Origin of the sequence: Eggerthella sp. BIOML-A4, from assembly GCF_009875575.1 — a bacterium.
Classification (GTDB): domain Bacteria; phylum Actinomycetota; class Coriobacteriia; order Coriobacteriales; family Eggerthellaceae; genus Eggerthella; species Eggerthella lenta.
In genome coordinates this window covers 123,139-148,156 of the sequence record NZ_WWRX01000005.1, presented here as the reverse complement: position 1 = coordinate 148,156, position 25,018 = coordinate 123,139, and the positions used below count along the sequence as shown (strand labels likewise).

Below are 25,018 nucleotides of genomic sequence, written 5' to 3'. Positions count from 1 at the left end.
TATAGCGACGCGGCGCTTTACGGTTCGTCAACAAAGGGAAAATCGTCCGCGAGCGGCATCGATAGGCGCCCTAGGCGTCGTCTTTCCCCTTGGTCTCGTCGAGCAGGAGATCCATCATCTCCTGACGGCCGCCCACGCCCAGCTTGCCGTAGATATGGGACATGTGGGTTTTGACCGTGCTCTCGGCCAGCACGAGCTCGTCCTGCACGAACGAGCAGGTGCGCCCTTGCGCCAACAGCGTGAACACCTCGGTCTCGCGCGGCGACAGCGCGTAAGCCGCGGCCACCTCCTGGCAGCGCTCGACGATGGACTGGGTCAGACGGCTGGCCGTGTCGCCCGCCGCCTCGTCGTCGAGGGCGCCCTCCGCAACCTGCCGGCCCCTGCCGCGTCCGCGCGCGAGCGACGACAGCCACGAGCGGTTCATCACGAGCGCCACCACCACGAGGATGACAGTCGTCTCCACGACGGCGCTGCCGCGCAGGAACACCACCCACACCACCGAGGCTGCGGCGTACGCAAGCCCCGCGATGCCGACGATGCGGTTCTCGGACAGCGGCAACAACGTGCAGGCGGCCGCGATCGCCGACCAGAACAGCAGGTGGGCGAACGGGTCGTTCAACTGCACGATGCTGTCGAGCAGCGCGTTCGGCGCATCGCCCAGCTGGGCGCGCACCACCACGACGAACAGCCCGGCGATGACCACGAGGATGGGCGGTTGGAACCGCACCGACGCGGGCTGCTTCGCCATGAGCAGCAGGGCGAGCCACGCGAACGCCGCCAGGCACAAGGTGAGCACCGTGATGGCCGGGATGCGCCCGAGCGCGTCGAAGTACGTGGTGTTCGAATCCCCCCATGCGCCCGAGGGGCCGAAGATGCGCACCATGGCCAGCAGCACGCCCGCCATGACCAGCACGGCCACCATGTCGCCCGCCGCCTGGCGCTGCCGCACGCTCGGCTCGGCGGCGGGCGCGCCGACGGCCGGAGACGGCACGGCGTCCTTCGCCCCCGACGCGTCGGTCGCGCCGCGTCGGCCGTCGGCCGCGCGGGCCGCCTCGAAGCACGCCGCCGCCAAGCAAGGCAGGGCGATGGCCACGACCACCTGCTGGGCAGGATCGATGAAGCCGTCGAGCGCCAAGCTCATCAGCTGGCGCAACGGGAACGCCGCCACGATGCACCACACCGCGCATGCGAACCCCTGCGTCTTCGCCAACAGGATGACGAAGCGCGACGCGAACCAGAAGTAGCCGAGCCCTGCCAGCACGAGCCCGAACGTGGCCAGGACGGCAGGGCTGAAGAAGTCCTGATGGAACGACAGCGCGAAGCATCCCGTGCCCACAGCGGCCATCACCGGCATCACGAACGCGAGGCTGCGATCGTGCGCGGCCACCCAGCGCGGAGCCGCCGCCAGCACCGCGGCCAGCACGAGGATGCCCGTCAGCCAGAACGTGCGGGCGTTCGCCCACTCCGCCAGACCGAGCGAGGACAGCAGGAAGCCGGGCGTGTGCCCCATGAGCGTGCACCACAGCAAGATGAGCGAGAGCCCGGCGGCCGACGCCGCCCCGCATACGTTCACGATTCCCCGCCGATGCTCCATGCCGCAGCGCTCCCCTTTCGCGTTCCCCTTGCGTTTCTGCACGCAGTATAGCGCATCGGCGGGAGCGCACGCTGAGCGGAGCCGGAAGATGCCGGCTCCGCTCATGGAAAGATGCAGCGTATCGCGGAGGCTAGCGCACCGCAAAGGAAAGGCTGGCGGACAGCGGCGACACCACGTCGTCGGCCGTGCGGGCGCGCACGGTCATCTCGTAGTCGCCCGCCTCGTCGAACGAAGTGGTGAACCGCCAGTTCACCCACTTGTCGGCGGTGGCGCCGTCCGTCTCGCACGCCGTCCAGGTACGCCCGCCGTCGAAGGAGAACTCGATGGCCGCGACGGGGCTTCCGCAGTCGTCGGCCACGCCCTCGAACGTGATCTCGTCGCCCGCCTCGAACACGCAGCCGTCGGAGGTGTTCTTGATCTCGATCTTGTTGCGGTACATGGGGTCGACCGAGGCCACCTCGGGCACGGCGTCCTCGCGGGTGAGCTCGATGCTTGCGATGTTTCGCGTGAAGTAGCGCGCCACGGTTTCGGGCATCCACAGCTGCACGCTCGATCCCTCCGACGCCTTCAGCTCCTCGCCGTTCACCCGGTACACCAAAAGCGCGTTCTTGTCGAGCGCGTACTGCAACGGCAGCGGCTCGCCGTAGCCGTCGGCGCCGTAGGCCGTCACGGTGTTCACGCCGTCTTCGAGTTCGGCCATGCCCACCACCGATGCCAACGGCACGCCGATGACGGCAGCCTGGCCGAAGGGCGAGCCCGTGGCGCACGAGCAGCCCATGAGCGCTTCCTGCTCCTCGTCGTCGAGCTCGGACAGGTTCACCGTGAAGTTCTCCTTCACCTGGCCGCCCACGTTCACATAGTAGTTGGCGACGCCGTCCTGCTCGGCGGCGAGCTCGGGCGCGGGCTTGGAGCACATCGAGAGGATCGCCGTGCCGAACACGTTGAACAGCTCGTCGTTGGGGGTGACGCCCTCTTGGTTGAACGTGAACGACCCCTGCACGTCCGCAACGCGCACGTAGTCGGATTCCTCGCCCAGCCACTGGGCGCGGATGTCCAAATCGGCCACCGTGTGGGTTGCGCCGGCGGGCCGGGAGCCTTCTTCGGCGGTTGCGGGCTGCTGGGCCGCGAGGGCCGCGCCGGTTCCCGATGCGAGCAGCACCGCGCCCGCAACGCCGGCCATGATCTTCTGAGCTGGCTTGTTCATGAGCGCTTTTACTCCTTTCCTTCCGTCGCGTCGACGGCCGCCTTCGGCGCGACGAGCGACGGGGTGTCGATGACGACGGTCTGATCGGCGGTCGGCATCGTGTCCTTCGCGTTCACCATGACCGTCTGGATCTGCGGGCTCACGAGACCGCTTTCCGTGGTGGCGCGCAGCTGCAGGCAGTAGGCGCTCTCCTCCTGGGGCGTCCAGGTGAAGTCGAACCAGACGAGCTTGTTGACGTCGGTGTCGCCCAATTCGTATTTCGTCCAGGTTTTGCCGAAGTCCATCGAGAACTCGACGCTCGCTATCTTCTCGTCGTAGGCGTCCAGATAGCCGTGGAACGTATAGGGCTGGCCGTTCTGGATGACGAGGCCCTCGGGCACGCCCAGGATGGTGGCGTTGGGCTTGTTCGTCCAGTTCCCCTCGGCGTCGATCCAGCCGTTCGGGTTGCCGTCGTGATGCTCGAACTCGTACACGTGGTCGTCGAAGTCGGGCGCGTCGGTGGCCACCTTGTACTCGCTCATCTGCTTGGAGTTCACTTCAGGGTCGACGCCTTCGCACCAGTTCGTGCAGGGGAAGCCGTTGGCCGCGGTCAGCTGCTCGCCGTTGATCTTGTACACGAGGAAGGCCTCGCCGCCGTCCACCTTGTCCAGCGGCATGGCGCGCTTGGACGAGCCGTCGGCGCGCATGACGCGCACGCCGTTGATGTCGGCGTTGTCGGTGTAGCCGCCCGCACGCTCGATGAGCCAGCTCACGGGGATGCCAGTGATCTCCACGTTGCTCACCGAGCCGGCGCCGGTGCCGTTCCAGTTGCACACTTCCTTCGAAACCTTCGTCACCACGACGCCGGCCTCCTCCGCTTCCTTCACGAGGTCGGGAAGAAGCGCGGTGTAGGGGCTGTTCACCTCGCCGTCCACCGTGATGGGCCAGCTGTCGAACAGGCTCTGGGGCATGGGCGTGTCGGCGTACTCGGCGCCGGAGCGCATACGGTCGTACAGGCGGTTCCAGGCGTCCATGTTGAACATGTCCTCCTGCGCCATCGTGGTTTCCTGGTCGATGGAGAAGTCGCCCTCCACGTTCTCGACCTTCGTCACGCCGCGCAGGCGCTCGAACTTGGTCTGATCCCACAGCGCCATGCCCTCGCCGTCGTTGGTTGCATCGTGGCAAGAGTAGCAGTTGCCTTTGTACTCGTCCTCGAACCGACCGTCGGACACCAAGCCGTAGTGGACGTTGTGGATGAGCGTGCCGAACTCGTACTGCGTGGGGATGTAGCCCGGCGAGTATGTATGGCAGAACAGGCACTGGTCCACCGTCATCTCGGCATCGAGCGCCGGGCTGTTCGGCGAGGGATGCATGGTCTGCGCGAGGTGTTGCAGCGTCGCGTCGAGGTCGGCGTGGCAGCTGTTGCAGCCGCGGTTGTCGTTGTTCAGCCGGTAGATGTTGTACGGCGTCTTGCCTTGACGGGCGCGCTCGGTCAGCTCGCTGGGGGTGCGCTGCACGATCTGGCCGCTCGGCAGCGTGCGCAGCTCGGGCGCCCATTGATCGACGTTCGCGTCCCACATGTCGTGCATGTCGTCGAGGTAGCCCTTGCCCGGGTAGGCGTCGAGCGAGATGCCGTCGTAGGTGGTGCCCTCCTCTCCGGCGATGATCGATTTCTGTTCGTCGGTGTAGTTCCGCTCCTCCGCTTGCGCGGCTTGCCGATCGTCCGTTGCAAGCGCCTCGTTCGCTTGGGGAGCGCAGCCGGCGATGCCGACCGTCCCCAGCAAGGCGCACACCGTGACCAGCGCGATCCTGCGTTGTGCGTGCATCGGTCTCCTTCCTTCCGTTTCCTCGTCCTGCGCGGCGGCCGAACGCTCAGCCGACCCCTCCGCGCGGAAGGCATCGTAAGGAAACAGGGGCGGCGCGCGCCATCGTCGAAGCGAACCATCTTTGGGATTCGGCGGCATCGTCCGAACCGGAGGATGCCGCCGAACAGGCAAAACGGCCCCGCAGATGCAGGGCCGCTCGCTGAAGTCGTGCGCGTCGGGAGGGAGAGGGCAGATCCGCCCTAGCTCGCATCGGCGGCTTCGATGATGTCGAGCAGCTCCTGGCGGTTGTGGATGTCGAGCTTCTGGTAGAGGTGCATGCGGTGCGTCTGCACGGTGCTGCGCGACAGGAACAGCTTCTTCTCGATATGCGCCGAGTCGCGTCCTTGCGCGATGAGCATGGCGATCTCCGTTTCCCGCGGCGAGAGCTGGTACTCCTGCGCAACCGCTTGGCATTTCGCTTTGAACGGCGCTTTACGCTTGTACGGGACGATTTGCACGAGCGCGTTCGCATCGGCCTCGGTGAACATGACCGCGTAACCCACCGCCACCGCAAGCACGGCCGCGAACACGATCAGATGCACGTTGTCCATGGTGAGGTGCTGCACGAACACCGAGCTGAACAGCGCACCGCCTAGCGACCCCAGCGACCAGAATCCGTACACGAGCCCGAAGAACCCAGGCGCATGAGTCGGGGAATCGCGGAACACCGACGCTGCGATGACCCAGACGAGCAGGAACACGAGCTGGTACATGATGACGCTGCACGTGTAGCCCACGATAGTCGCCTGCCCTGCCAGCACGATGGGCAGCAACAGGATGCTGGCAAGGCCCAGAAGGAATATCATGCGGTACAGATGCCCGAACTGGAAGCGCTCGCGATACGCCAGCAGCGCGTAGGCGAAAGCGACAGCCGCCACTACCACGACGAACGCCGCAGCATGGTACGCCACCGCGAAGGGCGAAGTCGTCACCTGCGTGCGCATGAACGCATCGAACTCGCTGCGGAACAGATGGTCGATCACGCCCCATGCGAACACGATGGCCGCCAGCTTCACGAGCATCAGCGTCGACGCTCCGTGCCCCTCTTGCGAGGCGGGAACCTCGCTCGACGGGCGTTCATCTGCGTGTTCGCGTTGCCCAACTCGCAGGCAGATCGTCGACACCAGGGGCAACGCGATGGATGTCGCGACGACCGTGTAGATATTCGCGATCGAGATGATGGCGTTGATGGCGCAGGTCAGCACTTGCGACAGGAACAGCGTGAGGAACATGCTCTGCGCCGATAGCCTGCCGAACAACTGCATCCAGAACAGGTAGAGCAAAACCGACAGCGACCCTGCAACCGCGATGACCACGTCGCCCGTTACCGACACGGAGTTCCTCGTAACGAGCGGCAGAACCAGCACGGCGCCCATGAGCGCCATGGCCACGCCGAGCGCGAGCGGCTTCACCGTGCGCTCGAGCACCGCGAACAGGCGTCGTCCGCCTAGGAATATCACGAGGCATGCCAGAGCAGCCGCCACGAGCGAAGGCATGCAGGCACCATGGGGAGGCTTGTTCACGAGCGCGCTCATCATGTTGTCCGGCGTGGCCGCCGTGAGCAACGTTGGCGAGATCGACACCGCGCAGCCGAATCCCACGGCAAGCGTCACATTGGCCCGCGTGACCGCCTTCGACCACGCGTCTTTCAGAGCAGTGCGATTCCCCATGGAAGACCCCCGTATCCCCTACGATCTTCCGCTTCCCATTCTACCCCAATAGCATGCGTCCGAACAACGTGTCGCCACCTGGGAAAACGAAAGATCATATAACGGAACCGATGCGGTTTCGCACGCTCATCCACCGCTTCCGATACCTCTTTCCCCAGCGATTTGCCAGAGTATTCGTAACGTCCTGCGCCGCACCGAGGCGCAGGGCACGGGGACATCGAGGAGAGGAGTCACGTATGACGAAATGGGGAATGCTCATCGACCTCAAGCGCTGCGCAGGGTGCGGGGCGTGCGTCGTGGCATGCCAGCTGCAGAACAACCAGAGCCCGGGCGTATCCTGGGTGAAGCTCGACACGGTTGAATGGGGCGAGGCCGCAGGCGAGGCGGGACGCGCTTACCTTCCGCACGCCTGCATGCACTGCGAAAATCCTGAATGCGTATCGGTCTGCCCGACCGGCGCCAGCCAGAAGCTCGACGACGGCGTGGTCATCGTTGATTACGACGCGTGCATCACCTGCGGCTACTGCATGTCCGCGTGCCCTTACGGCGCCCGCGTGCTCAACGAAGGAAAGGGCAATTATTTCGACGAGTACGCTCAAGCGCCCTACGAGGCTTACGGCGTCCAGCGCTCGCGCGTCGTCGAGAAATGCATCTTCTGCCATGAGCGCGCAGAGGAGGGGCTTCCGGTTGCCTGCGTGCTCAACTGCCCTGCGCACGCACGCTTCTTCGGCGATCTCGACGACCCTGAAAGCGACGTGAGCAAACGCATCGCCCTAGGCGATGCCGTGCGCGTCGACGAGACATCGTTCTATTACGTGCCCATGAACGGCATGGACGAAGACCTGCTGCCCACGGCCGCAGGAGGCGCTTTCGCAGAAAGTTCGAAAGCGGCGCCCGGCATCGACCCTGTCGCAGCGACGGTGGGCGTCGTCGCGGTAGCCGCGGTCGGCGTGGGCGTGGGCGTCGGAGTGAAGAAGTCGAAGGACAAGGCGAAAGCGCAAGCCAAAACCGAAGCGAAGAGCGAATAAGGAGGGCGCACTCATGACTACGATTGACGAAACAGCGATGCAACACACCATCAGCCGCCGCTCGTTCGTGAAGGGCGCGTCCGCCCTGGCCGCCGGAGGCGCGCTGGCCAGCGCGTTCAGCTTCGACATCGCGCACGCCGAGGGCACAGTTGACCCCGATGCCCCTGTCGAGAAACGCTACACGTACTGCGACATGTGCAATCAGGTTCCCAAGTGCGGCATGACCGCGTACGTCCAGGACGGCAAGATCGTGCGCGTCGAATCGAGAACGCCCCATCCCACCACGCCCCTTTGCGCCAAGGGCCTGGCAAGCATCCAGGAGCTTTACGACCCCAAGCGCCTGCAGACGCCGCTGCGCCGCACGAATCCCAAGGGCACCGGGCAGTCCCAATGGGAGCCCATCACCTGGGACGAGGCTTACGACACCATCGTAAGCGAGTTCAACCGCGTCAAGGACGCCGACGGCCCGGATGCCGTGATGTTCTACTGCGGCGACCCCAAGGAGCCACGCCCGCCTATCCAGCGCGTCGCAACGCTGTTCGGCAGCTCCACATACGGACTTGAAAGCTCGCTGTGCTCGACTGCCACGAACATCACGTCCCAGCTCGTGTACGGACGCGGTCAGAATTCGTCGGGATCCGACCCCACCGACGACACCGGCAGCTGCATGATTTGGAGCCTCAACGCGGCCTGGTCGCAGCCGAACCGCCACGCGAAGTTCATGGATCAGAAAGAGCGCGGCTGCAAGTTCGTCATCGTCGACCCGCGCATCACGCCCACGGTCATGGGCCTCGCCGACATCCATCTGCAGCTGCGGCCCGGATCCGACGGCGCGCTCGCCCTCGGGTTCATCAACATCCTCATCCGCGACGGGCTCGTGGACAAGCAGTTCGTCGAGGAATGGACGCACGGCTACGAAGGCCTCGCCGACTTGGCAGCCCAGTATCCGCCCGAGAAAGTCGAGGAGATCACCTGGGTGCCCGCGACCAAGCTGGAAGAGGCCGTGCACCTGCTGGCCGAAAACGCGCCCAGCACGCTGGTCACTAGCTCGGCAGGGCTCGCCCATTCCTCGAACGTGGGGCACGCGCTGCGCGCCGTGTTCATGATCCCCGCCCTCATGGGCATGATCGAGAAGAAGGGCGGGGTCATGTTCGCCTCGGGCGGCTTGCCGCTCGACGTGAGCGCGTCAACCGCGAAGTTCCGCGCCGAAGACATCTACGCCGAACAGGGATTCGCCGACAAGCGAGTCGATAAGGACGACTTCCCCGCCTGGGTATCGTTCACCAAGCACTTCCAGACGGCTCGCCTGCCCGAGTACATAGACGAGGGGAAGATCAAGGCCGCCATCCTCGTGGCCAGCAACGTGATGATCTGGCCCGAATCGGACCGCTACCAGGAAGCCCTCGGCAAGCTGGAGTTCGTGGCCGCCGTGGACTACTACGAGCGCCCCTGGACCCACGACTACGTGGACATCCTGCTGCCCGCCGCCATGTGCCACGAGCGCATGGCCCCCTTCGCCGCCTACGGCCGCAAGCTGTTCTTCCGCGAACCGTGCGTCGAGCCTGCCGGGCAGGCGCGCGAAGACTGGAAGATCATGCTCGATCTGGGATGCAAGCTGGGTTACGAGGAGCAGTGCTTCGGCGGCGACGTGGAAGCGGCCCTCGACAACATCCTGCAGACGGCGGGCCTCGACGTCACGGTGGATGACCTACGCGCCAACCCCGAGGGCCTGGAGATTCCCGGCAACAAGAACGAAGAAGGCAAGCACGCCAGCGGCAAGCTGCGCAAGGACGGGCAGCCCGGCTTCAACACGCCGTCCGGCAAGCTGGAGTTCGACTCAGAGATCCTCAAGGGTTTCGGCTACGAGGGGCTTCCCGTGTACGAGGAGCCGGTGCACACCCCCTACGCGCCCACCGAGGAGGACAAGCGCTACCCGCTCGTTCTGAACGCAGGCTCGCGCCTGCCCTATTACACGCATTCCAAGCTGCGCGAGATCCCTTGGCTCAACCAATTCATGCCTGAACCCGTCGTACGCCTGCACCCTCAAGACGCGCGCGATCGCTCCATCAGCGACGGCGACATGGTACGCGTGTTCAACCATCAGAACGAGATAGAGATGAAGGCCGAGGTGACGAACCTCGTGCACGCCGGGATGGTGGACATCTTTCACGGATGGCACCAGGCGAACGTGAACCCCCTGACCACGCGGGACTTCGATCCCATCACCGGCTTTCCGCCGTTCAGGTGCGGGTTGTGCGAAGTCGAGGCCACCGGCAAGGGACGCCTCGTCAGCCAATAGCCAGCCAACGGAAACGGCCCCGCCTGTACCGCGTTCCGTGCGGGCGGGGCTCCAAGGAGGAACCATGGAAGAACGGAAAAAGAGCCGCAAGGGGCTCGTTGCGCTCGGCGTCGCGGCGGTGGTCATCGTTGCGGCCGGCACGGGATTCTGGATATGGCACGAGCAGCCCAGCTTCTGCAACGCCGTCTGCCACACGCCGATGGACTCGTACGTGGAAGCCTACTACGCCGACGATGCGACGCTGCTGGCGACCTCGCATCGCGTTGCAGACGTCAGCTGCCTCGACTGCCATGTGCCCACGCTCGGCGAACAGCTGGCCGAAGGCGCTGCATGGGTGGCAGGAGGCTACGAACTGCCGCTCGAACAGCGGCAGTTCGACGACGAATTCTGCATGAACGGTTCATGCCACGCTATCGGACAGGGCAGCCTCGCGCAGATCACCGCGCAACGGGAGTACAACCCGCATAGCAACTACCACGAGGAACTGGCGTGCGGCACGTGCCACAAGTCGCACACCGCATCGGTCATGCAGTGCGCGCAGTGCCACAGCGACGCCGACGTCCCTGCCGGCTGGGTCGTTCGATAGCGGCCGCAAGGCTGGAAAGGAGGTTCTCATGGAGGTGTTGCTGGCGATCGTCATCAGCGTGCTGTTCGCTTTCGCGCTGCGCAAGCAGATCAAGCGCTACGCCGTGTCGTTCTACATCGTAGCCGCAGCCGCCGACGTGCTGTTCCTGTCGGGAGTGCTGTTCGGCGTGTCGAGAGAGTTCGCCGCCGCGGTGTACCCGTACCTCACGCGCTGCCTGCTCGGGTTCTCCCTGTTCGCGCTCGTCATGTACGTCGGAGCGCTGCCCGAGGGATCGAAGGCGCGCCAAATGCTCATGCCCATCCGAGGCGAACTGTCCATCATCGCCGCCATTTTCACCATCGGGCATGTGGCGAACTACCTGGGCACGTACCTGGCCGACATCCTGTCGGGGTTCGCGGGGATGTCGGCGGGCATGATCGCGTCGTTCATCGTGTCCAGCCTGCTCATCGTGTTGTTGGCGGCGCTCACCGTCACGTCGTTCAACACGGTGAAAACCCGTATGAACTCGGATGCGTGGAAGCGCTTGCAGAAAACCGCCTACGCGTTCTTCGGGCTGACGTACGTGCACCTCGTGCTGGTGCTGGCGCCTACCGTTTCCTCGAGCGGGCAGAAAGCCGCGTTCAGCATCGCCGCGTACACGGCGGTCATGCTGGTCTACGTTGTGCTGCGCACGGCAACGCACCTGCGTGCGAAGCGAACGCGACCCTCAACGTCGTAACACTTCGAACGCCCGGCTTCGAGCGCGCTCGAAGCCGGGCGCGAAAGGACGGCTCTCGCACATCCATGCAGGAGGGCCGCGCTGCCAACCTGGGCGCGAATCGGCACTCATGGCAATTTCTGCATCCGCTTCGCACGGCATCAGGCAACGATAGGGTTCAAAACCCCAGATGGCGAGATTTCTTCAGGCGACGTATCGCGAAACGTATCGGCGCACATTGCCATAGATGCCGATTCGCGCCCAAAAAAAGGAGGGGGGATGCGCCACCGAGCCTCGGCTGAGCTACTTCCCTTCCAGCTGCGGGATGGGCGCGTCATCGGGCTCGTCAAGGTTGCCGTCGTAGACATAGTGGCGCGTCTCGCGCGCGATCATGCCGCTGAGCAGCAGCACGACCACGATGTTGGGAATGGCCATCAGCGCATTGCCGATGTCCGAGATCGTCCACACTATGTCGCCCACGCCGATGGCGCCGAGGAAAGCCACGGCCACGTAAACCACCTGGTAGGGGCGGATGGCGTAACGGCCGAACAGATACGTGATGCACCGGTTTCCATAGTACGACCAACCCAGGATGGTGGTATAGCTGAACGCCACCATGCCCAGCACCAGGATGGGCGTGCCGATGTAGGGGATCTTCGAGAACGCCTCGCTGGCCAGCATCGCGCCGGAGTAGACGGTGGGATTCGCCAGGATGTCGGAGGCGATATCGGGGTTCGCCAGCATCGTGGACACCAGCACGATGCCCGTGAGCGCGCAGATGACCACGGTGGACCAGAAGGTGCCGGTCATCGCCACAAGCGCCTGCTGCGCCGGGTTGCGCGTGGAAGCCGCGGACGCCACGATGGGCGCCGAGCCCAGGCCCGACTCGTTGGAGAACAGGCCGCGCGCGCAGCCGAACTGCAGCGCCATCATGATGCCGGAGCCCACGGCGCCACCGAACGCGGCCTTCGAAGTGAACGCGCATTCCAGGATAAGGCCCAGCGCGTCGCCGACCAGCGCCCAATTGAACGCGAGGATGACGAGGCAGCCGCCCGCATAGGCCACGGCCATGATGGGGACGAGGCGCTCGCACACCTTCGAGATGGACTGCACGCCGCCGAAGATGACCACCGACACCAGCACCACGATGATCACGCCGACGATCCACGCGGGCACGTCCACGTTCGAGGTGATGATGCCGGACATGGCCGACGCCTGCACGGCCGAACCAGTTCCAATGGCCGCGATGGCCGCGAACGCGGCGAACGCCACAGCGCCGAGCTTCGCCCACCAGGGGGTATGCCCGCCGGGGCTGGGATCGCGCTTGCCCTCGGCGTTGCGCCTGAACGCGCGCTCCCAAATATACATGGCACCGCCCAGCATGGCGCCGTTGTGGTCGCGCACGCGGTACTTCACGGCCGCGTACACCTCGGCGTACTTCGTCGCGATGCCGAACACGCCGGTGATCCACATCCAGAACACCGCGCCCGGCCCGCCCGCGAGAATGGCCGTGGCCACGCCCACGATGGAGCCGGTGCCGATGGTGGCCGCCAGCGCCGTGGCCAGCGCGCCGAAGTGGCTGATGTCGCCTTTGCCCTCCGGGTCGCTCGATAGCGACAGCTTGATGGCCATCGGCAGCTTGCGCTGGATGAACCCCGTCTTGAAGGTGAAGAACAGATGCGACCCCAGCAGAAGCGCGATCATCGCGGGGCCCCATACGAATGCGTCGATGGTGTTGAGTAGTTCGAACATAATTCCGCTATTCTACCCCGGAGTTCGCCCGATCAGGAAAAACAACGCCTGCCGTCCACAAACGGTTACCCGCTCGCGCGCAACGACGCTTTTGACGGCTCGCTTCAGCGATGGTAGATGAGGTGGCAGACGTCGTCGCCGCGGGCGATGGTCTTGGGGAGGTCGAGCTCGCAGCCGTAGGCCTCGCCGATGCCGCGGTCGCCGCACATGGCCCAGTCGCAAAGGTTGGAAATCTCCTCGTCGGTGCAGCCCTGCTTCTGCCACGCCTTTACGAGCGGACAGTAGTGGAACTCCAACTCGAAGCGGTCGTCCTGCACGTCTTTGACATCCATCTCGAACACCATCTGCGCCGGCTTGCCGAACAGGCCTTTCTTGAGGCTTTTCAGACTGTTCGTGCCGCCGCCTTTCGCCACCAGCTCGGCGCCCTGGAACAGCCCGCAGCGTTTCACCGCCGCCGGAGCGAACGCGGCCGGGTCGGCGCCCGCCTTCGCCGCCTCGTCGGTGAGCAGGTACAGCCACAGCGCTCGATGCTCCAACAGCTCGCGAATGGCTTTGATGAGCGGATTCTTGATGCGCGGCTCGTTGACCACTTTGCTTGCCATGACGTCTCCCCTTTCCGGCGCTTCCCTCTTCGTCGCAACGATTATACGGCATGCGAGGAGTTCGCACGAGGCGCGCGGGCGCGAAGCTCCGCCTCGGCACTTTCGGCCGCCCAACCCACAAAACCTGCGCATTGTCCCCCTGCTTTGCGCTGCACGGTTGCCATACGGCAACAAGGCGGCTACAATGCAGCGCATGGATTCTGTTTCAGGGCGAGGTGCGATTCCTCACTGGCGGTAATCCGGCCGTCGGCGAAACGCCGAGCGAGCCGGGAGTCCGCGACCCTGCAAGCGCCCCCGATAGGGATCGCGTTTGCAGGCTGATTCCGGTTGGATCCCGGAACCAACGGTATAGTCCGGATGGAAGAGGCAGAGATCCGCGTCGCCCGCGCCTCGCGCGCATCGGCGCGGACCCCAAGAAGCCTGTATGGAAGGAATTCATACGGGCTCGTTTTCTCTTTAGGCCGGAAAACCTGACCCGAACGTCATGGCCTGCAAAGAGAAAGGGGTTGCCATGACCGGCAACGCACCGGGCACGAACGCCCAGGACACGTACGAATTCACCAACACCAACAAGTGGGACACCCGCCAGCTCGTCACCATGGCGCTCATGTGCGCGATCGGCGTGCTGCTGTCGTTCGTGGAATTCCCGCTGCTACCAGGCGTCACATGGCTCAAATACGACGCCTCGGCCATGCCCGCCATGGTGTGCGGCTTCGCCTTCGGGCCGGCCGCCGGCCTCGCGGTGGGCTACGTGGGCGCCATCATCCACGGCATCCTCATGGCGGATTTCTCGGGCGCCATCATGAACATCCTCGTGGTCACCGGCTTCATCCTGCCCGCCGCGCTGGTGTACCGCCGCTCGCGCACGTTCAAAAGCGGCGTCATCGGCCTCGTGCTGAGCGCCGTCGCCGCCACCGTCATGGCCATCCTGGGCAACCTCGTGATCACGCCGATGTGGCTGGGCGTGCCGCTGGACGCGGTGGTGGCCATGATCCTGCCCATCCTCACCCCGTTCAACCTCGCGAAGGCGGGCATCAACGCGGTGCTCACGCTCATCGTGTACAAGAGCATCTCCAATCTGATCACGCCCAAGAAGAAGCAGGTGAAGGGACGCTAGCCGCATGATCGAGTTCAAGGGAACAGGCTTCACGTACGACGGCGAGCGCTTCGTGCTGGACGGCGTGGACGCACGCATCGAGCGGGGCGAGTTCGTGTGCGTCCTGGGCGGCAACGGATCGGGCAAGTCGACGCTGGCCAAGCACGTCAACGCGCTGCTCGTGCCGGACGAGGGCAGCGTCACCGTGCTCGACCGCGACACGCGCGACGAGCGCTCCACCTACTTCATCCGCAGCAACGCCGGCATGGTGTTCCAGAACCCCGACGACCAGCTGGTGGCAAGCCTCATCGAAAACGACGTGGCCTTCGGCCCCGAGAACCTGGGCGTGCCCACCGACCAGCTGCGCCAGCGCGTGGCCGACGCGCTGGCCGACGTGGGGCTGCAGGGCTTCGACAAGCGCGAGACCGCGGCGCTGTCGGGCGGGCAGAAGCAACGCGTGGCCATCGCCGGCGTGCTGGCCATGGAGCCCGCCATCCTCATCCTGGACGAGGCCACGGCCATGCTGGACCCGCGCGGGCGCAAGGGTCTCATGCGCGTGTGCCGCGAGCTGCATGACCGCGGCATGACCGTGGTCATGATCACGCACTTCATGGAGGAGGCCGCGCAGGCCGACCGCGTCATCGTGCTGGAAGACGGCCACGTAGCCTGCGACGGCGCGCCTCAGGACGTGCTCGTACAGGCCGAGCTGCTGGAACGGCTGAACCTCGACCTGCCGTTAGCCGCCGAGCTGTCGCTGGAGCTGCAGCGGCGCGGCGTGCCCGTGGGCATGCACATCGAGACGACCACGTTGAAGGAGGAGCTGTGCCGATTGCTTTCGAAGGCGTAAGCTACTCGTACGCCGACCCCGCCCGCCAGGAGAAGCGGAAGTCGCGCGTGAAGCGCCGCCGCGAGGCGGGCGTGATCGAAAATCCCCCTTCTCTTGAACACGGAAAACCCGCCTGGGGCGCCGACCCCGACGCCGTCTGGGCGCTGCGCGACATCACGTTCGCGCTGGACGACGGCGAGTTCCTCGGCATCGCCGGGCATACGGGAAGCGGCAAGAGCACCCTCATCCAGCACATGAACGGCCTCGTGCATCCCACGCGCGGGCGCGTGCTGCTGGACGGGCAGGATCTGGCCGACAAGCGCGCGGCGCAGGCCTGCCGCGGCAAGGTGGGGCTCGTGTTCCAGTATCCCGAGTACCAGCTGTTCGCCGCCACCGTGCGCGAGGACGTGGCGTTCGGTCCCCGCAACCTGGGGCTTCCCGCCGACGAAGTTGATCGCCGCGTGGAAGCCGCTCTGGAAAGCGTGCGCCTCGACATCGTCGAGCTGGGCGACAAGAGCCCCTTCGAGCTGTCGGGCGGCCAGCAGCGCCGCGTGGCGTTCGCGGGCGTGCTGGCCATGGAGCCGCGCATCCTCGTGCTGGACGAGCCAGTGGCCGGGCTCGACCCCGTGGCGCGCGAGGAGTTCCTCGACCTCATCGCCCAGCTGCATGCGGGCGGGCTGACCGTGGTCATGGTGTCGCACAGCATGGACGACCTCGCCCGCCTGTCCGACCGCGTGCTCGTGCTGAACGAGGGCCGGCAGTTCGCGTTCGGCTCGCCGACCGAGGTGTTCGCGCACGGCGACGAGCTGCGCGCCATCGGCCTGGACGTCCCCGCCCCCCAAAAGCTGGCCTGCGAACTGCGCGAGGCAGGCGTGAACCTGCCCCAAAAGCTGTACAACACGCAAGCCCTCGCAACCGACCTCGCAGCCGCCTTCAATCCCCAAGCGGAGACGGACGCCGGCAAGGGCGGTTCCGTTCGGAGCGGCGAAGCGAAGGCTGCGCAGCTTCTGAGCGAAGCCGCTCCGGACGGAACCGCCCGCCCCGCAGGTGGGCGTTCGGAGCGTCATCATGCCTGACATCGCCGTCATCGGACGCTACTGGCCGGGCACGAGCCCGCTGCACCGCATGGACGCGCGCGCGAAGCTGCTGCTGGCGCTCGCGCTGATGGCCGTGGTGTTCGTCGCGCAGTCGTTTTGGGGGCTGGCGGTATGCGCAGCTTTCGTGTTCGGATTCTTCAAGCTGGCGGGCATTCCGTTGCGCTCGGCGTTCAAGTCCATCGCGCCGCTCGCGTTCATCGTGGTGGTCACCGCGCTGCTCAACGTGTTCTTCGTGCAGGGCGGCGCCGTGTTGTTCGAGTGGTGGATCATCCGCATCAGCGAGGCGGGCCTGTGGCAGGCCGCCTTCATCGCCTGCCGTTTGCTGCTGCTCTTGCTGGGCATGAGCCTGCTCACCTTGACCACCGCAACGCTCGACATAACCGACGCGTTCGAGTACCTGCTGCGCCCCTTTCGCCGCATCGGCGTGCCGGCGCACGAGCTGTCCATGATGATGGGAATCGCGTTGCGCTTCCTTCCCCAGTTCACCTTCGAGCTGCAAACCGTGTACCGCGCGCAGATCAGCCGCGGCGCCACTTTCTCGAAGGGACGCCTGCGCATGCTGGCATCGCTCATGGTGCCGCTGTTCACCAGCGCGTTCCGCCATGCGGAAACGCTGTCGTCGGCCATGGACGCGCGCTGCTATCACGGCGGCATCGGCCGCACGCGCCTGCATCCGCTAACGTTCACGCGCCTCGATCGCAACGGCACCCTCGTCATCGTCGCGATGCTGGCCTGCGTGATCGCAACCAATTTCATCCCTTGGTAAGATCGACCCGAAACCGCCCCATCTCCCAACCGAAAGGAACTCCCATGAACGGAACGAACACCATCGTCGACTACCTGACCAGCGTCCCGGCCTGGTACCTGGCAACGTGCGAGGGCGACCAGCCGCACGTGCGCCCCTTCAGCTTCGCCGCCGTGCAGGACGGGCACATCTGGTTCTGCACCGCCACCACGAAAGACGTGTACCGCGAGCTGGAAGCCAACCCAAAGTTCGAGCTGACCGCCTGGAAGCCGGGCAGCGGCTGGGTTATCATGCGAGGCAAGGCCGTCCTCAAGGACGAGGCGAACGAGGACGTGCGTCGCGCAGGATACGAGCATATGACGGGGCTCGGCGAAAGCTACGAGGGACCGGGCGACGAAACGCTCACGTTCTTCACCGTGAGCGAACCCGAGGCATGGCTGTGCGACATCGACGGTAGCTGGAACCCCGTCGATCTCGAACGCTAGGGGTTCACAGCCCGTCGAAGAGCCGACCGACGGTAGTGTCGAGGCCTCCCGCGATGCGTTCGAGCATGTCGACCGTGGGGTTCGCCTTCCCGCTTTCGATATCGATGAGGTACTTGCGGCTAACGCCCACCATGAGGGCAAAGGAAGTTTGCGACACGTTAGCTTCCGAGCGGAGCCTCGCGATATTGGTTCCGAGCTGAGTTTTTAGTGAAGTGTTCTCCATGCCGGTTAAAGGCTAGTCCCGGCGGGAGGAAAAGTCGTAAACTATAGTTTACAGACCGTCAATAAAACAAGAGGTTTGTGCTATGAGTTTATCGAGAGGGTCATTGCTTGAGAGCAAGATCGCCGGAGGTCGCACATGAGCGGAACCGAGTATGAAGAACTGATGGACACGATCAGACGAACGGCGGCGCGCATTTTCGAATACGCCGAGACAGAAGAGGAAGTATGCCGCCTGGAGCAGGCGATCAACCACGAGATCATGTACGTGGCAGCCATCGCCCAATCCGAGCGGGTCAAGCCCCCCAGCGGCTGGGACCCGCTCGGCCGATAGCGATGCGCGCAGCCTACGCCGAGAAATCGTAGAGATCCTTCGTGGCGGTGCGGAAGTCCTCGTAGACTTCGGCCGCCACGGCTTCATCCTCGACGATCTCGAAGGCCGAAGGCTGACCGTCTTCGTCGAGCTCGGTCACTTCAAGCAACACCACTTCTCCGGACGAGCCCACGGGCTCGTCCTCTGTTACCGGGAAGAAGAAGCCGTAGCTGCGATCGTTATGCAAGATGAGGCCGAGAAACTCGAGCTCCGTCCGATCACCGCTCTCATCCTCGAACACGAGGGTGATGCCCTCCTCGGTCGGCGGGCAGAAATTGGGGGCGCTTCCTTCGCGCATCGTGTGCTCCTTACCTCTCGCATGGTCGTTGGCGTTAGGGTACCACAAGCGCCACGCCGCGCGTATCCAAAGGCTCCGACGACAGAGAAGCGTTAGACGAAGCCGCGCCCGTTCCCCACCAGATCGATGAGTTCCTGCTGCGTATGCACGCCCGGCTTTTGGCAGATGCGACGGGCTGGTCCTCTCAACCGAGGCCATGACGAGGATCGACGTGGCCGCCCACGACCCGGCGGCCGCCGTCGAGCAGCCGCACTCCCCCTTCGCGACGACTCGCATTCCGGCATCGACCGCGTCTTCATGCGCCCCGCGCCTCCTCGAAGCCGCCCTTATTTATATGAGTGTTTTCATCATGGACAAAAATGGGGACTATTCTTTATACTTTATCAGGTATAACCTCACGCTCGATCCCCTCATCAGGCATTATCCGATCTCCGATTTCCCCGTATTCGGTTATCGGACGAAAAACTACGGAAAAGCCCCTAGTTTTGTCCATGACCTTTTTGCTTGTATAATAAGCGGCATCAATCCGAGCCTCCGCGTACACTAGGATGCGACCATGCCGATCTTCCTTTCACATACCACCGCGACGGAATGCTGGCGATCGGGACGATTCGACGCGCTGCTCGGCGGGCCTTCGATTTCCAAACGGCATCGACCGGCAGGGTCGATCCAGGTTGAGGACACCGCATCGATCCTGGCGATGGATCGCCTGGACGTCACGTACCGCGAGGCGCTCGCGTTCGGCAGCGTCCGAGAAGGCGAAGCGCTCGCGTGCAAGCCGAGCGCACGCGAAGTCCGGGAGCTGCGAACAGGCGCTATCGTCTTTACGTCCGATCCGACGCATCTGCTAGTACCCGGTAAGCGCGCCGCAGCCACCATCCGATCCGCCTCGTGCCATGTGCGCTCCGACGCGCTGCCCGGCGGCTCCTTCGTTCGCGTGAGCGACGGCTTGCTCCTCTGCTCGCCGGAGCTGTGCTTTCTCCAAATGGCGAGCCGCGTTTCGTTTCTCCAGCTGGTGAAACTGGGTCACGAGCTGTGCGCGCTCTACACGCTGCAACCCGACGGTCGAGCAGGCTACGAGCGCGTCCTGCCGCCCACCACCGTCCGAGCGCTCGAAGCCTACCTGCGCCGATGCGAGGGAATGGCCGGCTGCTCGGTCGCCAGCAAAGCGCTTCGGTACATCGCGGTCGCTTCCGGCTCGCCCATGGAAACGGCCCTCGCCATCGTTCTTTGCCTCCCCCTTCGCCTCGGAGGCTACGGGCTTCCGCTTCCGCGCATGAACTACCGCATCGAAGCTCGACGCGGCAGTCGGGGCACATCGGACAAGCGCTACTACCTGTGCGACTTGTTCTGGCCCGAGGCGAATGTGGCCATCGAGTACGACAGCGATTTGGAGCACACCGGATCCGCCCGCATCGCCGAAGACGCCCAACGGCGCAACGATCTGACCGCCTTGGGCATCACGACGATCACCGCCACGCGCGAGCAGGTCATGGATGCCGGGAAGCTCAGCCGCATCGCTCATCAGGTTGGAGCCATGCTGAACGTGCGCATCAGGGACGAACGAGGATGGAATCCTCGCGAACGGGAACAGCTCCTCCGCTCGCTCGTCACCGAGCACGACCTGAAAGCAAGCTGGACGAAAGCACGCCGCATCTCCGTTTCGAACTAGACCGATCGGGCAAAAAAACGGTCCCGGATATCCGGGACCGCTCGGCGCTACTTCTTTTCGGGGCGCTTCTTGCGCTTGGCCTTCGGGGGCTTCGGCGCGGCCTTCGCGGCGGTGGCGCCGTGCGGCTCTTCGGCCTGGGGCTTCTCGGGCGCCGGCGCGGCGGACGCAGCCGCGGCCGTGGCCTTCACGGCCTTCTTGCCGGAAAGCGCCGCCGCCATCGCGTTCGGGTTGCCGAACTCGAAGCGGCCGACCTCGGGCCCGAACTTCTTCACCAGCTTCTGGTAGCGGGGCTCGCGCGTCTTCCACATCGCGTACAGGGGCGATGCCACCGCGATGGACGAGTACGAACCGCACACCAGGCCGATCACCATGGCGAACGCGAAGTCCTTCAGCGTCTCGCCGCCGAACAGCAGCATGGCCAGCACGGGGATCAGCGAGGTGAGCGTCGTGTTGACGGTGCGCACCAGCACCTGGTTGATGGAGTGGTTCGCCATCGTCATGAACGTGCACTTGATGTCGTCGGACTGCATGTTGTCGTTGATGCGGTGGAACACGACCACCGTGTCGTACAGCGAGTACCCCAGGATGGTGAGCAGCGCGGCGATGGTGTTCGGGTTCACCTCGCGGCCCACCAGCGCGTACACGCCCATGACCAGCACCAGGTCGTGCAGCAGCGCCACGATGGCGGTGACGCCCATCTTGTACTCGAAGCGGATGGCGATGTAGATGATGATGAGCACGATGGACACGAGGAACGCGATGAGCGACGACTGGATGACGCTGGCGCCCCAGTCGGGTCCGATGGTGGTCACCTCGAAGCTGTCGGTGGACAGCCCCAGCTTGTCCGCCACCTGGTTCGCGCGCTGCGTGGCCTCTTCGGCGCTCGTGGTGGTGGTGCGCACGAGGAAGCCCTGGTCGCCGTCTGCGGTGGTCGTCTGCACCACGGCGTCGGGCTCGCCGGCGTCGTCGAACGCGGTGCGCATCTGCTCGGTGCTCACGTCGCCCGTGTTATGGAACGACACCGACGTGCCGCCTACGAACTCGATGCCGAAGTTCAGCCCCTTCACGCCCACGATGGCCAGCGACACGCACACCAGCACCGCGGCCACGCCCAAGAACACGCGGCGGTGGCCCAAGAAGTTGATGTCGTGCTTGATGAACTTGCCCTGCGGCTTGCGCGCGGCACGCGCAGCGGCCTCGCCCGCGGCGCCCTCGGCGCGCTGGGCGGCCTCTTCGGATTCGGCGGCGTTGATGGCCTCGCCCGCTTCGGCCGCAGCCGTGCTCGTTCCCTCGGCGGCGGCGAGCGCCGCGTAGTCCTCCGATGCGGCCAGGCTGTCCTTGATGCCCCAGAAGCCCGGATGGCGAGCAATGACCTTCGGCGCCAGCAGACGGATGAGCGGCGCCTTGAACAGCAGCATCATGGCGATGTCGCACGCGATGCCCAACGCCAGCGTCAGGCCGAAGCCCTTGACCGACGCGCTGGCCAGGAAGAACAGCGACAGCGCCGACACGAGCGTGACGAGGTCGGCATCGATGGAGGTCACGATGGCGTGCCTCACGCCAGTCACGGACGCGGCGCGCACGCTGCGGCCCATGCGGATCTCCTCGCGGAAGCGTTCCATAGTGAGAATGGACGAGTCGGCCGCCATGCCGATGGTCAGCACGATGCCCGCGATGCCCGCGAGCGAAAGGCTGAACAGGCCGAACGACGACAACGTGGCCAGGATGCCCAGGTACAGCACCGCGAACACGATCATCGCCGCCGCGGTGATGAGGCCCAGGCCGCGGTAGAAGAACAGCAGGTACAGCATGACCACCGCAAGGCCGATGAGCGCCACCAGCACGCCGGACGCCAGCGCATCTTGGCCGAGCGTCGGGCCCACGGTCTGGCTCTGGGCGTATTCGAAGCTGACGGGCAGCGAACCGCTTTCCAGCACGGTCTGCATCGCCTTGGCCTCGTCGAGCGAGTACCCGCCCGTGATCTGCACGTTGCCGTCGGGGATCTCGGACTGGACGGCGGGAGCAGACTGCACCTCGTTGTCCAGGATGATGACGATCTTGCCCTTCGTGGGCGCAAGCTCCTTCGTGGCGTCCGCGAACGCCTTGGCGCCTTCCGCGTCGAGCGTGATGTTCACGGCGTAGTCGGTGGACGTCTCGGAGGGCTTGCCGATGTCCACCTTCGTGATGTCCGCGCCGGTAACGATGGGCGTGTACATGCCGTCCTCCACCTTGAGGTGCTGCGTCTCGCCCGTGGGCAGCGTCAGCACGCCCAGGTCGTCGGAAACCGTGCCCTCGTTGCCGTACTGGCCGTTCTCGATCTTGGTCTTCGCGTCCTCGTCGGTGAACGAGTCGAGGCGCGCGAACTCGAGCTTGCCGGTTTTGCCGATGGTGTTCAGCGCGTCCTCGGTGTTCGTGAGGCCGGGGATCTGCACGAGGATCTGGTCGGTGCCCTGCACCTGCACCACGGCCTCCGAGGCGCCCAGCGCGTTGACGCGGCTCTCGATGATGGCGCGCGACTTCTCCATGTCGTCGTTGGTCACGTCGGCGCCGTCCGTCGACTTCGCCGTGAGCACCACCGACAGGCCGCCCTGGATGTCGAGGCCCTGGTTGATCTTCTCTTGCGGCGGCATGAACATGAAGACCGATCCCAACACCAGCAGGGTCGTGATGATGAGCAGCCAGATGTTGCGCCGGTCGGTGGACCGCGCGGGTTTCTTCTTCGTCGTCTTCTGCGTTGCCGCCATGTGACGTTCTCCCTTGTACGCTTATGTACGCTTGTCGTGCATGCTTGGACGCGCGAAGCCGAGGGCTTCTGCGCATTAACTGTCCTATTGTGCCACAACCGAGGAGAACGGGAAAGGAAGGGTGTTGAAAAGATCAGGGAAAAGCCCGGTGCCCTTCCCCGATCTCGTCCCTTAGTAGTCCTTCGCCGCGGAGCTTGCCATCCACTGCTCGTAGAACTCCTCGTACGCGTCGGCCAGCACGGCCTCGCGGGCGCGGCGCATGAGGTCGATGAGGTAGTGCAGGTTGTGGATGGACAACAGGATGCCGCCCAGCATCTCGTTCTGCTTCACGAGGTGGCGGATGTAGGCGCGGCTATGGTTCTGGCACGTCGGGCAGGTGCATGCGGGGTCCAGCGGGCCGAAGTCGCGCGTGAACCTCGCGTTGCGCATGTTCATGCGACCGGTCGACGAGAACGCCGTGCCCATGCGGGCCGTGCGGGTGGGCAGCACGCAGTCGAACATGTCCACGCCCTCGCGCACCGCGCGCACCAGCGTGGTGGGGTTGCCCACGCCCATCAGGTAGCGCGGGCGATCCTCGGGGCACGCGCGGGCAACCTCGCCCAGCGTCTGGAACATCACCTCGTGGTCCTCGCCCACCGAGTAGCCGCCGATGCCGAAGCCGCCGAAACGGCGCCCGCCTGCGGCTGCGCTCTCGTCCTCGATCTCGCGCAGGCGGCGGATGGACTCAAGCCTCAGATCCAGCTCCATGCCGCCCTGCACGATGCCGAACAGCGTCTGGTCGGGACGCTTGTGCGCGGCCAGGCAGCGGCGCGCCCAGTTGGCCGACAGGTCCACGGCCTTCGCCACGAACGCCTTCTCGGACGGGTACGGCGTGCACTGGTCCAGCTGCATGGCGATGTCGGCGCCCAGCTGCTCCTGGATGGCCATGTTGCTCTCGGGCGTCCAACGCACCTTCGTGCCGTCGTAGATGGAGCGGAACGTGAGGCCCTCGTCGTCCAGCTTGAGCGTGTCGGCCAGGCTGAACACCTGGAAGCCGCCCGAGTCGGTGAGCATGGGGCCGTCGTAGTTCATGAAGCGGTGCACGCCGCCGGCCTCGGCCACCACGTCGGCGCCGGGGCGAAGCGACAGATGGTACGTGTTGGCCAGCACCACCTGGCTGTCCAGGTCGCGCAGCTGGCCCGCGGTGACGCCCTTCACCGTGGCGCTGGTACCCACCGGCATGAACATGGGCGTTTGAAACGTTCCGTGCGCGGTCTCGTAGGACAGCGCGCGGGCATGGCCGCTGGTCGCTTGGATCTTGCAGTCGAACAGCGCCATGGCTAGCCCTCCTTCGCGAAGGACAGCGCCGCCTCGCGCGCAGCGGCCGCCACGATGCCGGCTTCGACGCCCTGCGCGGGGTCGGCGCACGGGGGCAGCGACTCGGCCCAGGCCGCGAACTCCTCCATGGTGCCGCGCTTCACGGAGCCCAGATCGAAGCCCTCGGTCGGATCGAGCAGATGGTCGGTCACGAGGAATGCGTCGGCGCCCAGCCCTTGGATGGCCAGGTCCTCCACTGTGTTGTTGCCCACCATGAGCACGTCGTCGCCGGAAAGGCTGCACGCCGCCACGTTCTCGGCGTAGTAGGCCAGCTTCGGCTTCACGCTGGTGGAGTTCTCGAACGACGTGATGCGCGCGAACTTCGACGCATCCACCCCGGCCCAGGCCAGGCGCCACTCCACGGCGCGGCGCGGGAACATGGGCATGGTGGCCAGCACCAGCGGGTAGCCTTTCGCCGCCAGCGTCTCGATGGCGCGCGCGGCCGCGGGGTTGGGCTGGAAGCCCTCACCGATAGCGCCGAACTCGTGCTCATAGAACTCGGTCAGCAGCTCCTCCCACGCGACCGCGTCGGCATCGGCATGCCGGAAGAACGCCTCCCAGTACGCCTCGTGGTTCGTGCGGCCGTCGTCGTGCGACGCCATGGCGCCGATGCCCGCCTTGAGCCCGGCCGAGAACGCCTTCGCGTCCAGTCCCTGCCGGGCGACGAAGCCGGCGATGGCCTCGAAATAGGCGCCCAGGAACTCGTCCAGCTCCATGGGCAGCAGCGTGCCGTCCAAGTCGAAGAAGATTGCGCGATACGTGCGAGATGCCATGCGTCGATCCTTTGGTCGGGTGAATTGGTTGCTCAGGCATGGTAGTATACGTCACGTT

Annotated in this window: 23 protein-coding genes and 1 riboswitch; of the genes, 12 read left to right on the top strand and 11 right to left on the bottom strand. The window is 65.2% G+C overall.

Features of this window, described 5'->3' with window-relative positions:
* Positions 1-70 precede the first annotated feature (70 nt).
* The 4 genes from GT613_RS06085 to GT613_RS06070 form a co-directional block, all read right to left on the bottom strand.
* On the bottom strand, positions 71-1,594 hold the full coding sequence (locus GT613_RS06085; protein WP_009608899.1) for a helix-turn-helix transcriptional regulator: 1,524 nt from the start codon (positions 1,592-1,594) through the stop codon (positions 71-73).
* A gap of 130 nt (positions 1,595-1,724) precedes the next feature.
* Positions 1,725-2,798 carry a molybdopterin-dependent oxidoreductase gene (locus tag GT613_RS06080; RefSeq protein ID WP_009304853.1) on the bottom strand — a complete coding sequence of 358 codons (1,074 nt, stop codon included), beginning with the start codon at positions 2,796-2,798 and terminating at the stop codon, positions 1,725-1,727.
* A gap of 8 nt (positions 2,799-2,806) precedes the next feature.
* Complete coding sequence (locus tag GT613_RS06075) at positions 2,807-4,603, bottom strand: molybdopterin-dependent oxidoreductase (protein WP_009304854.1); 1,797 nt, start codon at positions 4,601-4,603, stop codon at positions 2,807-2,809.
* A gap of 239 nt (positions 4,604-4,842) precedes the next feature.
* A complete protein-coding gene (locus tag GT613_RS06070) occupies positions 4,843-6,312 on the bottom strand; it encodes a helix-turn-helix transcriptional regulator (protein WP_009304855.1) in 1,470 nt (489 codons plus the stop codon).
* A 236-nt stretch (positions 6,313-6,548) separates the two neighbouring features.
* On the opposite strand from GT613_RS06070, the gene GT613_RS06065 reads away from it, so the two are divergent.
* The 4 genes from GT613_RS06065 (at position 6,549) to GT613_RS06050 (ending at position 10,943) form a co-directional block, all read left to right on the top strand.
* Entirely contained in the window at positions 6,549-7,340 is a 792-nt protein-coding gene (locus tag GT613_RS06065; protein WP_009608863.1) for a 4Fe-4S dicluster domain-containing protein, read from the top strand.
* Positions 7,341-7,353: 13 nt separating this feature from the next.
* On the top strand, positions 7,354-9,639 hold the full coding sequence (locus tag GT613_RS06060) for a molybdopterin-dependent oxidoreductase (RefSeq protein WP_161172559.1): 2,286 nt from the start codon (positions 7,354-7,356) through the stop codon (positions 9,637-9,639).
* Between the two features lie 64 nt (positions 9,640-9,703).
* The gene (locus GT613_RS06055; protein ID WP_009608839.1) at positions 9,704-10,225 is read left to right on the top strand and encodes a cytochrome c3 family protein; all 522 of its coding nucleotides are present in this window, start codon (positions 9,704-9,706) and stop codon (positions 10,223-10,225) included.
* Between the two features lie 28 nt (positions 10,226-10,253).
* Entirely contained in the window at positions 10,254-10,943 is a 690-nt protein-coding gene (locus GT613_RS06050; RefSeq protein WP_009304859.1) for a membrane protein, read from the top strand.
* Between the two features lie 282 nt (positions 10,944-11,225).
* Here the strand turns inward: GT613_RS06050 and GT613_RS06045 are convergent, their stop codons facing one another.
* Entirely contained in the window at positions 11,226-12,674 is a 1,449-nt protein-coding gene (locus tag GT613_RS06045; protein ID WP_009304860.1) for a sodium:alanine symporter family protein, read from the bottom strand.
* Positions 12,675-12,778: 104 nt separating this feature from the next.
* Positions 12,779-13,276: an L-2-amino-thiazoline-4-carboxylic acid hydrolase gene (locus GT613_RS06040; protein WP_009304861.1), complete on the bottom strand. Its 498-nt coding sequence runs from the start codon at positions 13,274-13,276 to the stop codon at positions 12,779-12,781.
* 197 nt (positions 13,277-13,473) lie between these two features.
* Positions 13,474-13,649: riboswitch (FMN riboswitch) on the top strand.
* A 138-nt stretch (positions 13,650-13,787) separates the two neighbouring features.
* Here GT613_RS06040 and GT613_RS06035 point away from each other — a divergent pair.
* The 5 genes from GT613_RS06035 to GT613_RS06015 are packed head-to-tail and all read left to right on the top strand — an operon-like array spanning position 13,788 to position 17,525.
* Positions 13,788-14,393 carry an ECF transporter S component gene (locus GT613_RS06035; RefSeq protein ID WP_009608855.1) on the top strand — a complete coding sequence of 202 codons (606 nt, stop codon included), beginning with the start codon at positions 13,788-13,790 and terminating at the stop codon, positions 14,391-14,393.
* Positions 14,394-14,397: 4 nt separating this feature from the next.
* A complete protein-coding gene (locus GT613_RS06030; protein ID WP_114516553.1) occupies positions 14,398-15,219 on the top strand; it encodes an energy-coupling factor transporter ATPase in 822 nt (273 codons plus the stop codon).
* Positions 15,195-16,274 carry an energy-coupling factor transporter ATPase gene (locus tag GT613_RS06025; RefSeq protein WP_009608831.1) on the top strand — a complete coding sequence of 360 codons (1,080 nt, stop codon included), beginning with the start codon at positions 15,195-15,197 and terminating at the stop codon, positions 16,272-16,274. Before GT613_RS06030 ends, GT613_RS06025 begins: the two co-directional genes overlap by 25 nt.
* Positions 16,267-17,061 (top strand): energy-coupling factor transporter transmembrane protein EcfT, encoded by a 795-nt coding sequence (locus GT613_RS06020; RefSeq protein ID WP_009608820.1) that lies wholly within the window; start codon positions 16,267-16,269, stop codon positions 17,059-17,061. The genes GT613_RS06025 and GT613_RS06020 overlap by 8 nt, the downstream gene beginning before the upstream one ends.
* 44 nt (positions 17,062-17,105) lie before the next feature.
* Entirely contained in the window at positions 17,106-17,525 is a 420-nt protein-coding gene (locus tag GT613_RS06015; protein WP_009608799.1) for a pyridoxamine 5'-phosphate oxidase family protein, read from the top strand.
* Between the two features lie 4 nt (positions 17,526-17,529).
* Here the strand turns inward: GT613_RS06015 and GT613_RS06010 are convergent, their stop codons facing one another.
* A complete protein-coding gene (locus tag GT613_RS06010) occupies positions 17,530-17,748 on the bottom strand; it encodes a helix-turn-helix domain-containing protein (RefSeq protein WP_035577304.1) in 219 nt (72 codons plus the stop codon).
* A 135-nt stretch (positions 17,749-17,883) separates the two neighbouring features.
* On the opposite strand from GT613_RS06010, the gene GT613_RS06005 reads away from it, so the two are divergent.
* A complete protein-coding gene (locus GT613_RS06005; RefSeq protein ID WP_021410579.1) occupies positions 17,884-18,078 on the top strand; it encodes a hypothetical protein in 195 nt (64 codons plus the stop codon).
* A 13-nt stretch (positions 18,079-18,091) separates the two neighbouring features.
* On the opposite strand, the gene GT613_RS06000 is transcribed toward GT613_RS06005, so the two are convergent.
* Complete coding sequence (locus tag GT613_RS06000) at positions 18,092-18,415, bottom strand: DUF1292 domain-containing protein (RefSeq protein ID WP_009608865.1); 324 nt, start codon at positions 18,413-18,415, stop codon at positions 18,092-18,094.
* Between the two features lie 211 nt (positions 18,416-18,626).
* On the opposite strand from GT613_RS06000, the gene GT613_RS05995 reads away from it, so the two are divergent.
* Together GT613_RS05995 and GT613_RS05990 are read left to right on the top strand one after the other, a co-directional pair.
* Positions 18,627-18,962: a hypothetical protein gene (locus GT613_RS05995; RefSeq protein WP_139019519.1), complete on the top strand. Its 336-nt coding sequence runs from the start codon at positions 18,627-18,629 to the stop codon at positions 18,960-18,962.
* Positions 18,963-19,115: 153 nt separating this feature from the next.
* Complete coding sequence (locus GT613_RS05990; RefSeq protein WP_114516552.1) at positions 19,116-20,087, top strand: hypothetical protein; 972 nt, start codon at positions 19,116-19,118, stop codon at positions 20,085-20,087.
* Between the two features lie 47 nt (positions 20,088-20,134).
* On the opposite strand, the gene GT613_RS05985 is transcribed toward GT613_RS05990, so the two are convergent.
* The 3 genes from GT613_RS05985 to GT613_RS05975 form a co-directional block, all read right to left on the bottom strand.
* Positions 20,135-22,831: a protein translocase subunit SecDF gene (locus tag GT613_RS05985; protein ID WP_009608893.1), complete on the bottom strand. Its 2,697-nt coding sequence runs from the start codon at positions 22,829-22,831 to the stop codon at positions 20,135-20,137.
* Between the two features lie 171 nt (positions 22,832-23,002).
* Positions 23,003-24,148 (bottom strand): tRNA guanosine(34) transglycosylase Tgt, encoded by a 1,146-nt coding sequence (gene tgt / locus GT613_RS05980; RefSeq protein ID WP_009608811.1) that lies wholly within the window; start codon positions 24,146-24,148, stop codon positions 23,003-23,005.
* A gap of 2 nt (positions 24,149-24,150) precedes the next feature.
* A complete protein-coding gene (locus GT613_RS05975; protein ID WP_009608879.1) occupies positions 24,151-24,960 on the bottom strand; it encodes an HAD family hydrolase in 810 nt (269 codons plus the stop codon).
* Positions 24,961-25,018: the final 58 nt, after the last annotated feature.